Genomic DNA, 13,755 nt, shown 5'->3' on the forward strand with positions numbered 1-13,755 from the left:
CATGCCGTCAAGTTCAGCACTTAGCCCCGCCAAGTCCCATGACACCATGGGGCCCTTGTTCTCCTTCCAAGGGCGTAAGACGGGAGCAGGGTAGAAGAGAGGACTAGTACCAAGGGAGGACGATGAGAGGCCGGAAAGTGGCGCTGCGCGCGCGATGCTGCGCTACCTAGACTCCACTCACACCGCTGCAGACCAGCGACCAGCGGCCTTGTTCGACTGCCGAATCTCACGACTTCGACGTCTCACAACAACACACAACGACAGGTGCCCTCATGCGAACCATGCCCCCCCTTACTCATGCTCTAGCCCACGGCCTGGGCACTCCCGCGCGCAACATCGTCGCCCTCTCCCTGGTCTGCCTGCTACTGGGCGCTTCCACCACGGCCTTGGGTCATGGCGATGTCACGCCCCAGGAAGTCGATACCAAGGGGTTGCCCGATCTGGGTGAGGCGCCGCTGATGGAGAACCCCTTCCGTCCTGGCAATCAGCACGACGACTACCATGAGCTGGCCGTACAGGTGGGCGAGAGTGGCTATGGTGGCAACTGTGCTGTCTGTCACGGCATCCAGGCCATGTCGGGGGGGCTGACGCCGGACCTGCGCAAGCTCGAAGAGTGGGACGACGAGTACTATCTGCAGCGAGTGAGTAACGGTACCGAGCGTGGCATGCCCGCCTTTCGGGAGAACCTCGACCAGACGGCGATGTGGGCCATCAAGACATACATCGAGTCGGTGACGCCCTGAGGGAAACACCAGGAAGCCGTCGCCACCAGCCATATCGTCTGGGAGGGAGTGCATCATGTGGAAACGAACCTTGATCTTGCTGTTGCTCGTGCTGTTCCAGGCACCGGCCTGGGGCGGGGGGCTGGCATCGGAGGTGCTGCGCGCTGCCGTGGGCGAGGTGGCGGGAGACAATTCCAGCGCGGAGCTGTTTCGGCGCCCGGCGCTGCGCAACCTCGATGAAGTGATGGCCTCCGGGTATATCAACATCGGGCTGTACGAGGATTTCCCCCCATACTCCTATATTGACGAAGCGGGTGAGGCGCAGGGTATTGATGTAGAAATCGGGCGTGCCATCGCCGATGGGCTGGGCCTGGAATTCCGCCCGTTCTGGATCAAGCCCGGCAGCAGCCTGGGGCGTGATCTCGGCAACAACGTTTCGCGTGGCCACTATCTGCGCCCGACCCAGGTAGCCGATGTCATGCTGCGGGTCCCCTACGACAGGGACTTCTCCTACCTGCGCGACTCCACCGGTGAGTACATCAACAAGAGCGTGGTGATGTTCGGCCCCTACCAGCGCGAAGAGTGGGGTATCGCCTACGATGCCGATCAGCTCGATGGAGAGGCGACGTTGGGCAGCTTTCGCCACCAGCGCATCGGCGCGGAGTACGACACCCTGCCGGCCACCTACCTGACCGCCGTGATGGGCGGGCAACTGCGCGACAACGTCCGCCACTATCGCAACGTGGGCGATGCCTTTGCCGCCATGGCCCGTGGCGAAGTGGCAGGGGTCATGGCCATTCGTGGCGAGCTCCAGCATTACCTGGCACGCCATCCGGCACGTGATTTCCGGCTTGCCCAGCCACTGCTGCCCGGCATCTCTCGTCAGCAATGGGATATCGGCATGGCCGTTCGCCACAACCATCGCCAGTTGGGCTACGCGGTCGAGGCGATAGTGGATCGCGCGGTGCGCGACGGTAGCCTCGATGACATCTTCCAGGCCCATGCCCTCGAGTATCGTATGCCCGATTTCTACGCCGAGGTTCTCGGCCCGGCGGAGTGAGCGTGATGAGACAACAAGCGATTCTCTGGATGGCACGCTGCGGATGGCTTGCACTGACAGTTGGCTGCCTGATGGGTTCAACCGTGACAGCAGTGGCATCCATCCCGGACGACCCCTATCGCTCGCCTATGTGGCACTACAACCTGAACCGCTATCTTGGCGAAGGCGAGACAGTCCAGCATAGCGACCAGGTGGTGCTCAAGGTGCCCCACTTCGCTGAGGACGCCACCCAGGTGCCCCTGACGGTGGATCTCTCCGGCTTCGGCTCGTCCGTCAAGGAGGTCATCACCTGGGTCGATCTCAACCCGGTACCGCATCTCTTCACCTTTCGGCCCGAAGCCACCGAAGTGCGGGGCATTGCCCTGAATTTTCGCATTCAACAGGCATCCACGGTGCGTGCGGCGGTGCTGGATGGGCAAGGCGTGTGGCACATCGGCAGTGCCCATGTGGATGCGGCCGGCGGTGGCTGTACCGCGCCCAGCGCCACGGCCACCAATCCCGACTGGGCGGCCAGCCTCGGCCAGATGCGCGGTGCGCTGTTCAGCCCGGCCAGTGGGCCGGCCAGCACTCGCTTGAAGCTGCAGGTCATGCATCCCATGGACACCGGAATGGTGGGCAACATTCCGCGATTCAACATCGAGCAGGTCGAGCTGCGAAATGCCACCAGTCAGGCGCGACTCGCCACCATGTCGCTGTCTGAATCGGCCTCGGAGAATCCGCTTTTCGTCTTTGACCTGGAGCACGAAGGGAAGGAGGACGGACTCACGCTATGGATGCGTGACAACGGCGGGAATGTCTTCGAAAACCACCTGGGTACCTGATCATGCGATACGCCATGCTGCTGCTGAGTAGCCTGTTTCTTGGTGGAGGCACTGCGTCGGCCGAGAACTTTCGGTATGCTCTCGAGCCGGTGGAAATCACCTCGGATGTGTGGGTCATCGAAGGCGTGACGGAAGATTTTTCCCGTGATAACGGGGGCAATATCGTCAATACCGCCTTTATCCTTACCGAAGAAGGTGTGGTGGTCTTCGATACCGGTCCTTCACGGCGCTACGGTGAGCAGATGCGAGAAGTCATCGCCTCGATCACCAGCCTTCCTGTTACTCATGTCTTCCTCTCCCATCATCATCCCGACCATGTGTTCGGTAATCAGGCCTTCGACCCACACAGGCTCCACGCATTGGACGGTACCATTGCACTGCTCAAGGCCCAGGGAGACGACTTCGCCGAAAATCTCTACCGAGCGCTCGGTGACTGGATGCGGGGTACCGAGGTCGTGCTGCCCACCCAGCGCGTCACGCCCGGCCGAATGACCATTGGCGGACGCGATATCGAGCTGATCGCCATGAGCGGCCATTCCGGGGCCGACCTGGTGCTGCTGGATGATGCCTCCGGCGTACTGCTGACTTCCGACATGGTGTTCTTTCAGCGCGCGCCGACGACGCCGCACACGCCTGGTATCGACGTCTGGCGTGAGGAACTGCGCGAACTGGAAGCCCTCGATTTTCGCTATCTGGTACCTGGTCATGGCCCGGTGGTGAAGGACACGGCGCCTTTCGACCAGATGCACGATTATCTTGCCTGGCTTGATACGAGCCTGAGGGAGGCGGCCGGCCAGGGGTTGACCGCCAGCGAGGTCATGGACATGGCCATTCCCGAGCGGTTCGATGAAATAGCGGTTGCGCGCCATGAGCTGATTCGCAGCGTGACCCACCTGTATGGCCGCTACGAGCGTGAAGCACTATCGCCGCTGACCGGTGGAGGGTAAGCGTAAAGGTGGGATGACGTTTATTGCAGTGCATGGCTCTTGCCACCTTGATCAGTGACAGTGATCGGGTGGCTTTTTTATGGGTGAACCACTGGGTAGTACGACCAAGAGAGGAGGGAATGTCGTCCCTGTTGGCCATGGCTGGGCGCTCCGAGATCCGCCAGATTGAAAGGCGCAGCGTCAGGTTGCGCGCTGGAAATCAAACAACAATTCCATCGAATTACTGTCCCTCCGGAGACCATCATGACTCAGTCCACTTCCCTCGGCAAACTGGCCAGGCCTCTTGCCCTGACCGCCATTGCACTGGCTGTTTCAGCCCATGCCCAGGCCGTCAGCTTCGAGGACATGCTTAACGACCACCTGGCCACGGATCAGGTGGTGACCAACGGCATGGGCCTGCATGGGCAGCGATTCAGCCCGCTGACTACTCTCAACACCGATAATGTCCACCAGTTGCGTCCGGTGTGGGCTTTCTCCTTTGGCGGTGAAAAACAGCGAGGCCAGGAGTCTCAGCCGCTGGTGAAGGACGGCGTGATGTACGTAACCGGTTCCTACTCACGCATGTGGGCGGTGGATGCCTATACCGGAGAGCAGGTATGGCAGTACGAGGCGCGTCTGCCCGACGGCATCATGCCCTGCTGCGACGTGGTCAATCGGGGGGCGGCCATCTACGGCGACAAAGTCTATTTTGGCACGCTGGATGCGCGGCTGGTGGCACTCGACCGCGAGACCGGGCGCGTTCAATGGATCAAGCGAGTGGCCGATTATGAGGCGGGACATGCCATTACCGCTGCGCCGATCATCATCGATGGCAAGCTGATCACCGGCGTGGCCGGGGGCGAGTTCGGCGTGGTGGGCACCGTCTTCGCCTTCGACGCCGAGACGGGCGACGAGCTTTGGACCCGTCCTGTGGTCGAGGGACACATGGGCTATGTCTTTGAAAATGGCGAAGCCGTCGAGAACGGCATCACCGGGAGCGAAGCGGGGCTGAGTTGGCCCGGCGACATGTGGGAGCAGGGTGGCGGTGCGCCCTGGCTGGGTGGGTTCTATGATGCAGACACGCACTCCCTGCTGATCGGTACCGGCAACCCGGCCCCCTGGAACTCTCACCTGCGTCCCGGCGACAACCTCTACACCTCCTCTCGTCTGGCGATCAATCCCGACGACGGCACCATCAAGTGGCATTTCCAGTCTACGCCCAATGACGGCTGGGACTATGACGGTGTCAACGAGGTGATCTCTTTCGACTACGAAGAGAACGGCAGCCTGGTCAAGGCGGCCGCCACGGCGGATCGCAACGGCTTCTTCTACGTGCTCGATCGCGAGAGCGGCGAGTTCATCCGCGGCTTCCCCTTCGCCGACCGGGTCAGCTGGGCCGAAGGACTGGACGAGAACGGCCGGCCCATCTTCAATCCCGCTGGGCGCCCGGGCAATCCGGCCGATACCGAGGGCGAACGCGGCGAGTCGGTGGCGGCCTATCCGGCCTTCCTGGGCGCCAAGAACTGGAACCCCATGGCCTACAGCCAGGATACCGGCCTGTTCTACATCCCCTCCAACGAGTGGATGATGGACATCTGGAACGAGCCGGTATCCTACCGCAAGGGCGCGGCGTTTCTGGGCGCCGGCTTCACGATTCGTCCCACCAACGACGACTACATCGGCGTGCTGCGTGCCGTCGATCCACGCACCGGGGAGGAGGTGTGGCGCCACGAGAACCGCGCGCCGCTCTGGGGCGGGGTGATGACCACCGCTGGCAACCTGGTCTTCACCGGTACGCCGGAGGGGTATCTGAAGGCCTTCGATGCCACCACCGGTGAGGAGCTGTGGGGCTTCAATACCGGCTCCGGGGTGGTGGCCACGCCGATTACCTGGGAGATGGACGGTGAGCAGTACGTCTCGGTGGCCTCCGGCTGGGGTGGGGCGGTGCCGCTGTGGGGAGGCGAGGTCGCCGAGGTAATCAAGGACTTCAACCAGGGCGGCATGTTGTGGACCTTCAAGCTGCCAAGCGAATACGCCCAGCAGTGATTCGTCAGGAGCCGGGTCCTCGGCGGCCCCGGCTCCTACTACTAACGACCCCGTCTCGGCCCCCCAAGGAAGCATTGGCCATGGCCGTGGGTTAACTACACTCGAAGCAAGGCCGGCCAACCTCAATGGTACACAGCGTGAGGGCGTGTCGGACGAGAAAAAATAAAGGGCTCGTCAGGGCACCCACCGAGTGAGTCAGCGCTATCTTTCAAATGGCCAAACCAGTCAACAAGAATGCACTCCAGGAGCTAGAACCATGATCTACGCCAACCCCGGTCAGTCCGGTTCCGTCATCACGTTCGAATCTCGCTACGGCAATTTCATCGGTGGGGAGTTCGTGCCTCCGGTGAAAGGCCAGTACTTCGACAACGTCAGCCCGGTCAACGGTGAGGTGTTCTGCCAGATTCCGCGCTCCACCACCGAAGACATCGAGAAGGCACTGGATGCCGCCCATGCCGCCGCCCCGGCCTGGGGCAAGACATCCGCCGCCGAGCGCAGCAATATCCTGCTCAAGATCGCCGATCGCATCGAGCAGAACCTGGAAATGCTGGCCGTCGCCGAGACCTGGGACAACGGCAAGGCGGTGCGCGAGACCCTCAACGCCGACCTCCCGCTGGCCGTCGACCACTTCCGTTACTTTGCCGGCTGTATCCGCGCCCAGGAGGGCACCGCGGCTGACATCGACGCCAATACCGTCTCCTATCACTTCCACGAGCCGCTGGGCGTGGTGGGCCAGATCATCCCTTGGAACTTCCCGCTGCTGATGGCCGTGTGGAAGCTGGCGCCTGCGCTGGCAGCCGGCAACTGCGTGGTGCTCAAGCCCGCCGAGCAGACCCCGGCATCGATCCTCAAGCTGATGGAGCTGGTCGGCGACCTGCTGCCGGCGGGTGTGGTCAACGTGGTCAACGGTTACGGCGCGGAGGCCGGCCAGGCACTCGCCACCAGCAAGCGCATCGCCAAGATCGCCTTCACCGGCTCCACCCCGGTGGGTGCTCATATCCTCAAGTGCGCCGCCGAGAACATCATTCCCTCCACCGTTGAGCTGGGTGGCAAGTCGCCGAACATCTACTTCGCCGACATCATGAACGCCGAGCCCGAGTTCATCGACAAGGCGGTGGAAGGCCTGGTGCTGGCCTTCTTCAACCAGGGCGAAGTGTGCACCTGCCCGTCGCGTGCGCTGATCCAGGAGGACATCTACGACGACTTCATGGCCAAGGTGATCGAACGTACCGTGGCGATCAAGCGCGGCAACCCGCTGGATACCGACGTTCAGGTCGGCGCCCAGGCCTCCCAGGAGCAGTTCGACAAGATCATGTCCTACATGGACATCGCCCGCGAGGAAGGCGCCGAGTTCCTCACCGGCGGCGACAAGGCGAGCTTCGACCCGGCCTACGACAAGGGCTACTACATCCAGCCGACCCTGCTCAAGGGCAACAACCAGATGCGCGTCTTCCAGGAGGAGATCTTCGGTCCGGTGGTGGCGGTGACCACCTTCAAGGACGAGGCCGAGGCGCTGGCCATTGCCAACGACACCGAGTTCGGCCTCGGCGCAGGGGTGTGGAGTCGCGACATCAACGTCGCCTTCCGCATGGGGCGTGGCATCCAGGCCGGCCGCGTCTGGACCAACTGCTACCATCAGTACCCGGCACACGCCGCCTTCGGCGGCTACAAGAAGTCCGGCGTCGGCCGCGAGACTCACAAGGTGGCGCTCGAGCACTACCAGCAGACCAAGAACCTGCTGGTCAGCTACGACATCAATCCGCTCGGCTTCTTCTGAGCCTCCATGCCGCCCGGCCCAGCCGGGCGGCAATTATCCCGAGAGTGGACAACCGCTCCGTCCCTGGCGATTCCGAACGAACCGCGTGTGGCATCATGCCGCCCGCCAAGCCCGGAGAGAGACATGGACAAGACGATGAAAGCCGCCGTTGTACGCAAGTTCGGCGAGCCGCTGGCCATCGAGGAGGTCGACGTACCGCGGCCGCAGGCCGGCGAAATACTGGTCAAGGTGGCCGCTTCGGGGGTATGCCATACCGACCTGCATGCCGCTCACGGCGACTGGCCGGTCAAGCCCAGCCCGCCCTTCATTCCGGGGCATGAGGGCGTGGGCCATATCGTGGCAGTTGGCCAGGGGGTCAAGCATGTCAAGGAAGGTGACCGGGTCGGCGTGCCCTGGCTCTATTCTGCCTGCGGCTACTGTGAACACTGCCTGGGTGGCTGGGAGACACTGTGTGAATCCCAGCAGAATACGGGATACTCGGTCAACGGCGGGTTTGCCGACTACACCCTGGCGGACGCCGGCTTCGTCGGTTTATTGCCGGATAATATCGATTTCCTCGAGATCGCCCCCGTGCTGTGTGCGGGAGTCACGGTCTACAAGGGCCTGAAGATGACCGATACCCGTCCGGGGCAGTGGGTGGTGATCTCCGGCATCGGTGGCCTGGGCCACATGGCGGTCCAGTACGCCAAGGCGATGGGGCTCAACGTGGCCGCCGTGGATATCGACGATGGCAAGCTGGCCCTGGCGGAACGCCTGGGGGCGACTGTTACGGTCAACGCGCTCAAGACCGACCCCGCCGCCTACCTCAAGCAGGAAATCGGTGGTGCTCACGGAGCCCTGGTGACGGCGGTGTCGCCCAAGGCCTTCGATCAGGCACAGCGCATGTTGCGTCGGGGAGGCACCCTGGTTCTCAATGGCCTGCCGCCCGGCGATTTTCCGCTGCCGATCTTCGACACCGTGCTCAACGGCATCACCATCCGTGGCTCCATCGTCGGCACCCGCCAGGATCTTCAGGAGTCGCTGGATTTCGCCGGAGAAGGCAAGGTCAAGGCCACGGTGAGCACCGACCGTCTGGAGAACATCAACGACGTCTTCCAGCGCATGATCGATGGCAAGATCGAGGGGCGCGTGGTGCTGGACATGGCAAGCTGAGAGTTGCTCTCTCGTCGCCCGTAGCGGCGATTTCAGGCGCGGCTATTGCCGCGCTTTTTTTTACCTTCACTACAACGATACGGCGCTATGCTTCATGCTTCTCGCTTCGAAGGAAGGAGCGTCGACATGGACCTTGAGGATCTGGACCTGCATCAGCAACGCTTGCAGCACGTCGCCGGCCAATTGCGCGCCAGCGGTGCGCGCCGGGTGCTGGATCTGGGGTGCGGCACCGGCACGCTGCTTCAGTACCTGCTGCACGAACCCCAGTTCGAGACGCTGGTGGGGCTGGAGCAGTCTGGCGAGCTGTTGGCTCAGGCGCAGCTGCGACTGGGTGACTGGCCCGAGGCGGAGCAGGGCCGGCTGAGGCTGGTATGCGGCTCCTACGCCGAATCCCATGCATCACTGGTCGGCTTCGATGCCGCCGCGATGGTGGAAACCATCGAGCACGTGCCGCCGGAGACCCTGTCTCAGGTGGAGCGATGCGTTTTCGGGGTGCTGCGGCCTGGACTGCTGGTGCTGACCACACCCAACCACGACTACAATCCGCTGTTCGGGCTGGCTCGTGGCGAGTTTCGCGATCCCGACCACCGTTTCGAATGGACGCGTGACCGCTTTCGTGACTGGGCATGGGGTGTCGCGCATCGCAATCGTTACCGGGTCCGGATTTCCGGGATCGGCGAGTGGCATTCGGACCTGGGTCAGCCGACTCAGCTTGCACGCTTCGAGCGAAATGATTGTCAGACAGTTTGAAACCTGAATTCGGGAAACCTGGGGGGAGACCGCCATGTGGCCTGGAGCCGCCTGGCTATCATGTTGGTTTTGATCCCGGTCAATCCAGCGTACGCATCGATCTGTTGATTGTATCAATAGCTGAAAAGCTACGACCAAGGAGGGTTGTTTTTCCTTCCAAGGTCCTATTCATGCATTTCTTTTGCATCTATAGCCTCGGAGAGGCAACGTCACCGTTGCAACAATAAATCTTAACGTGATCGGGAGGTTTTTATGCAATGGGTTGATCCAGCTTTCTGTGACCTTCGACTGGGTTTTGAAGTCACGGCCTATGTCTATGTGCGGTAAGTAAGTTGCCGGGAATGACTCATATGTTCATTCCCGGCTTACGCCCTTGAATTGTTGAAAACAATAATGAGGAGTGGGGCATGACAACGAATCATCAGGTTCACTTGAGTGACGCCTATGTCCTCAGTCCTACTTTTCTCTTTCGTTGGGAAGAGTCCCAGGGCGCCCATGTGCTCCTCTACCCCGAAGGGATCGTCAAGCTGAATGATACGGGTGGCGAAATCCTGAAGCTATGTGATGGCGAGTCTACCGTTGACGAACTCATCGACAAGCTGACTGAACGCTACGATGCCAATCGTGTTGCCATCGCCGAAAGTGTCATCAAGTTCCTGGAGGTGTCCCGTGTCAAAGGCTGGATCCGCGTTACGTCTTGATGGGGATGGCAAGCCCATCTGGGTGCTGCTCGAGCTCACCTACCAATGCCCGCTAAAGTGCGTCTTCTGCAGCAATCCGATGGACTTCGATCGTTATCGCGACAACGAATTGAGCACCGAGGAGTGGAAGGGGGTGATACGCGACGCCCGCAAGATGGGAGCCATGCAAATTGGCTTTTCCGGTGGTGAGCCCACGCTGCGCAAGGATCTCGAGGAGCTGGTCGCTGAAGCCAATGACCTGGGGTATTACACCAACCTGATCACGTCCGGAATCGGGCTTACCTCAAAGCGGCTGGCGGCACTCAAGGAGGCGGGGCTAAAGCATATCCAACTGGGCTTCCAATCCAGTGACCGTGATACGGCAAATAGGCTGGCGGGGGTGGAGAGTTTCGACAGGAAGCTTGCAATCGCCAAGGAGATCAAGGCCCACGGTTTTCCCATGGTGCTGAATGTTCCCATCAGCCGGCACAATATTGTCCAGGTGCCGGAGATCATCGATCTGGCTAGTGAACTGGGTATGGAATACCTGGAACTGGCCAACGTGCAGTACTACAACTGGGCGTTACTGAATCGAGACCAGTTGCTGCCCACCCGTGAAGAGCTGGAGTGGGCGGAAGCGGAAGTGAACAAGGCCCGTCAGCGCCTGGGTGACGCCATGACCATCTTCTTCGTGATTCCCGACTATTACGAAGGACGTCCCAAGGCGTGCATGAACGGCTGGGGTTCCATCCACCTGACCATCGCCCCGGATGGTTCGGCTCTGCCCTGTTCCCAAGCCCGCACCATCGACACCCTGGCGTTCCCCAACATCAGGGAGCATAGCCTGGAATGGCTGTGGCGGGAGTCCCCGACCTTCCAGAAATTTCGCGGCGATGGGTGGATGAAGGAACCCTGCCGCAGCTGCGATGAACGGGAGACGGATTTCGGCGGCTGCCGCTGCCAGGCCCTGCTGTTGACGGGGGACGCCGCCAATGCCGACCCTGCCTGCAGCAAATCCCCGCATCACCATATTATCCAGCAGGCTATTGGGGAGTCGGCGATCTCAGACGGGAAGGCTGGCTCGTTGATCGCTCGTCAGGGCGGCTATCGGCTGGGGAGGGAAGCGACATGAAACTGCCACACGATTCACTCGGCGGCACCCTGGCCGCCGGCATGTCGTTGACTGCGGTGCTGTACTTGATCGTCCGGACACTGGTCTAGGAGATCAATCACCATGACCCTTGCACTGCTCGACTTCGTGTTCCGCTGGGCGCATCTCCTCTTCGCGATCATCTGGATCGGCCACAACTACGCCAATGTCGTGAAGCATCCCACCTTCACCCCGTTCAACGGCGAGACGAGCGAAGCGGAGCGCACAGCCGCGCTGGAGGCTCGGATGCAGCGCGAGCATGGCACCTTTCGCTATGCCTCCATCGTGGTCTGGGTCTCCGGCATGGGGATGCTGTGGTATCGGGGCTGGCTGCCTGATGCCCTGCTGCTCGAAGGACCCCATGCGGTGATCGGCGTGGGTGCCTGGATCGGCACCCTGATGCTGCTCAACCTGTGGCTGGTGCTCTGGCCCCACCAGAAGAAGGTGCTGGGCTTCGTGCCGGCCCCATTAGAGGAACGGGTGCGCTGCTCGCGTATCACCTTCCTCTCGTCTCGCACCAATACGATCCTGTCGATTCCACTGCTCTTCTTCATGACGGCCAGCGGACATGCGCTGCATCTCTTCATCTGAGCCCGGCTACGACGTCACTTCGCCCGACGCCGTCTACAACTTCGCCGCAGGCCCCGGCATGATGCCTCACGAAGTCCTGCTGCAGGTCCGGGAAGAGCTGCTGGACGGGCAGAGAAGCGGGATGTCGGTCATGGAGATGCCCTTCGCCGGTGAGGCATTCCAGGCTATCCAACAGCAGGCGCAGCAGGACCTGCGCGAGCTACTCGGTGTGCCCGCCGACTATCGCATCCTGTTCCTGCAGGGCGGTGCCTCGGCGCAGTTCGCACTGCTGCCCATGAACCTGCTGCCCGCGGGGGCCAAGGCGGATTACCTCGACACCGGACACTGGTCGCGTAAGGCGATCGCCGAGGGTGGCCGCTACGTGCGCATCAACGTCGCGGCCAGCGGGGAGGCGCACGGCTATCGCCGGATTCCCGCCCAGACCGACTGGCGACTGGACCCCGAGGCGGGTTACTGCCATATCACCAGTAACGAGACGGCCGATGGCCTGGCCTATCACTGGCTGCCGAATACCGGCATGGTGCCACTGGTCGCCGACATGACGTCCGATTTCCTCTCCCGTCCCCTGGCCGTTGAGCGCTTCGGGGTCATCTATGCCGGGGCACAGAAGAACATCGGTCCCGCCGGGCTGACCATCATCATTATCCGTGACGACCTGCTGCGACGGGCGCGGCCGGAGACGCCCTCCGTCTTCAATTATCGGGTTCAGGCGGAAAGCAACGGGCGCGTCAATACCCCGCTGACCCATGCGATCTACATTGCCGGCCTGGTGTTCCGCTGGCTGAAGCGCCAGGGCGGATTGAGCGCCATGGCCGAGCGCAATCGGCGCAAGAGCGCCAGGCTCTACGACGCCATCGACGGCAGCGGCTTTTACGCCTGTCATCCACGTGCGATGGACCGGTCGCCCATGAATGCCTGCTTTCATCTAGCCGATGATGCACTGACGGGAAAGTTCCTGCAGTCAGCCAGCGCCCAGGGGCTGCTGAACCTTCAGGGCCACCCGGCCACCGGCGGAGTGCGGGCCAGCCTCTACAATGCCATGCCCGAAGCGGGCGTCGACGCCCTGATCGCCTTCATGCAGGCGTTCGCCTTGCGCCACGCCTGATCCCGGTGCCGGGCCGCTGGCCGGCCCTGGATGCTTTTCTTCACGCCAGGGTTTGCTCCCATGTCCCGCTACCTCATGACCGCCTTGATGCATCACCAGCCGCCTCTTGGCCGCAAGCTCGCCTTCGCCCGGGCCAGGCTGAGTGCCCGTCTCCTGGCGGGGCTGTCGCGACCGCCCGCCACAACCTCGGTGCGGGTCATGGGGCTGACCTTTCCGAACCCGCTCGGCATTGCCGCCGGGTTCGATAGACGGGGAGAGCTGGGGCGGCAGGTGGGCGCCCTGGGGTTCGGCGCCATCGAAATCGGCACGCTCACCCCGCGGGACGCGGCCGCCTATGTGGCCAGTAGGCCGGTGCGCGGCGCCACCGACACCCTCCTGGGGATCAACATCGGGATGAGCCCCGAGACGGAGCCATCCCAGGCCCAGCATGACTATCTCGTCGGTCTGCGGGCGGTATGGGGCCAGGCCGACTATGTCGCCATCAACCTGAGCAGCCCCCAAGCGGCGGAACTGCTGCATCCGGGCCGTCGGGAGACACTGGACGCGCTCCTGGTGGCCCTGAAGCGCGAGCAGCGGGCCTTGACCGCGGTGTCTGGACGCTACGTGCCGCTGGCGGTGAAGATCAAGCTGCCGCTCGAGAGCGTGGCGCTGCCCGAGACCGTGACCCAACTGGCGGCACTGCGCTTCGATGCCCTGATCGCTGCCCTCGATGTCGGCCCGCCGGCCACGCCGCAACGCTATGCCGAGTGGCAGACGCCGCAACGCCAGCGCCAGGCCTGCGATCGGATCGAGCGGCTTGCCGCCATGCTGACGGGACGGCTGCCGATCATTGCGGTAGGGGGGATCGGCTCGGCGCAGCATGTCGCCGGACGCCTGCGAGCCGGCGCCGCTCTGGTGCAGTTGCATAATGCCCTGGTCTACGAGGGGCCACGGGTCGCCCTGGCTATCCATAAGGCATCGTTGCAGGCCGGCTGA

At 62.5% G+C, this 13,755-nt stretch carries 14 protein-coding genes; all 14 read left to right on the plus strand.

Annotated features, from left to right (window positions below):
• Nucleotides 1-272 precede the first annotated feature (272 nt).
• Nucleotides 273-743, plus strand: a complete 471-nt coding sequence (pedF, locus tag DU505_RS00795) for a cytochrome c-550 PedF (protein ID WP_245947725.1) — start codon at nt 273-275, stop codon at nt 741-743.
• 55 nt (nt 744-798) lie between these two features.
• A complete protein-coding gene (locus DU505_RS00800; RefSeq protein WP_114477091.1) occupies nt 799-1,782 on the plus strand; it encodes a substrate-binding periplasmic protein in 984 nt (327 codons plus the stop codon).
• Between the two features lie 5 nt (nt 1,783-1,787).
• Nucleotides 1,788-2,603, plus strand: coding sequence for a quinoprotein dehydrogenase-associated SoxYZ-like carrier (locus tag DU505_RS00805; RefSeq protein ID WP_114477092.1), 816 nt, complete (start codon nt 1,788-1,790; stop codon nt 2,601-2,603).
• Between the two features lie 2 nt (nt 2,604-2,605).
• Nucleotides 2,606-3,550: a quinoprotein relay system zinc metallohydrolase 1 gene (locus tag DU505_RS00810; protein ID WP_114477093.1), complete on the plus strand. Its 945-nt coding sequence runs from the start codon at nt 2,606-2,608 to the stop codon at nt 3,548-3,550.
• 243 nt (nt 3,551-3,793) lie between these two features.
• A complete protein-coding gene (locus DU505_RS00815; RefSeq protein WP_114477094.1) occupies nt 3,794-5,575 on the plus strand; it encodes a PQQ-dependent methanol/ethanol family dehydrogenase in 1,782 nt (593 codons plus the stop codon).
• Between the two features lie 256 nt (nt 5,576-5,831).
• On the plus strand, nt 5,832-7,352 hold the full coding sequence (gene exaC, locus DU505_RS00820) for an acetaldehyde dehydrogenase ExaC (protein ID WP_114477095.1): 1,521 nt from the start codon (nt 5,832-5,834) through the stop codon (nt 7,350-7,352).
• A gap of 123 nt (nt 7,353-7,475) precedes the next feature.
• Complete coding sequence (adhP, locus tag DU505_RS00825) at nt 7,476-8,504, plus strand: alcohol dehydrogenase AdhP (RefSeq protein WP_114477096.1); 1,029 nt, start codon at nt 7,476-7,478, stop codon at nt 8,502-8,504.
• A 126-nt stretch (nt 8,505-8,630) separates the two neighbouring features.
• On the plus strand, nt 8,631-9,254 hold the full coding sequence (locus tag DU505_RS00830) for a methyltransferase (protein ID WP_114477097.1): 624 nt from the start codon (nt 8,631-8,633) through the stop codon (nt 9,252-9,254).
• A gap of 252 nt (nt 9,255-9,506) precedes the next feature.
• The gene (pqqA, locus tag DU505_RS23050) at nt 9,507-9,581 is read left to right on the plus strand and encodes a pyrroloquinoline quinone precursor peptide PqqA (protein WP_114477445.1); all 75 of its coding nucleotides are present in this window, start codon (nt 9,507-9,509) and stop codon (nt 9,579-9,581) included.
• An 80-nt stretch (nt 9,582-9,661) separates the two neighbouring features.
• Nucleotides 9,662-9,955, plus strand: coding sequence for a pyrroloquinoline quinone biosynthesis peptide chaperone PqqD (pqqD, locus tag DU505_RS00840; protein WP_114477098.1), 294 nt, complete (start codon nt 9,662-9,664; stop codon nt 9,953-9,955).
• Nucleotides 9,924-11,066, plus strand: coding sequence for a pyrroloquinoline quinone biosynthesis protein PqqE (gene pqqE, locus DU505_RS00845; RefSeq protein ID WP_114477099.1), 1,143 nt, complete (start codon nt 9,924-9,926; stop codon nt 11,064-11,066). The genes pqqD and pqqE overlap by 32 nt, the downstream gene beginning before the upstream one ends.
• 102 nt (nt 11,067-11,168) lie before the next feature.
• Nucleotides 11,169-11,675: a urate hydroxylase PuuD gene (locus DU505_RS00850; protein WP_114477100.1), complete on the plus strand. Its 507-nt coding sequence runs from the start codon at nt 11,169-11,171 to the stop codon at nt 11,673-11,675.
• The gene (serC, locus tag DU505_RS00855) at nt 11,653-12,780 is read left to right on the plus strand and encodes a 3-phosphoserine/phosphohydroxythreonine transaminase (RefSeq protein WP_114477101.1); all 1,128 of its coding nucleotides are present in this window, start codon (nt 11,653-11,655) and stop codon (nt 12,778-12,780) included. The genes DU505_RS00850 and serC overlap by 23 nt, the downstream gene beginning before the upstream one ends.
• Nucleotides 12,781-12,840: 60 nt before the next feature.
• Entirely contained in the window at nt 12,841-13,755 is a 915-nt protein-coding gene (locus DU505_RS00860; protein ID WP_181872692.1) for a dihydroorotate dehydrogenase, read from the plus strand.

It is taken from the genome of Billgrantia montanilacus, from assembly GCF_003336675.1.
Lineage (GTDB): Bacteria > Pseudomonadota > Gammaproteobacteria > Pseudomonadales > Halomonadaceae > Halomonas > Halomonas montanilacus.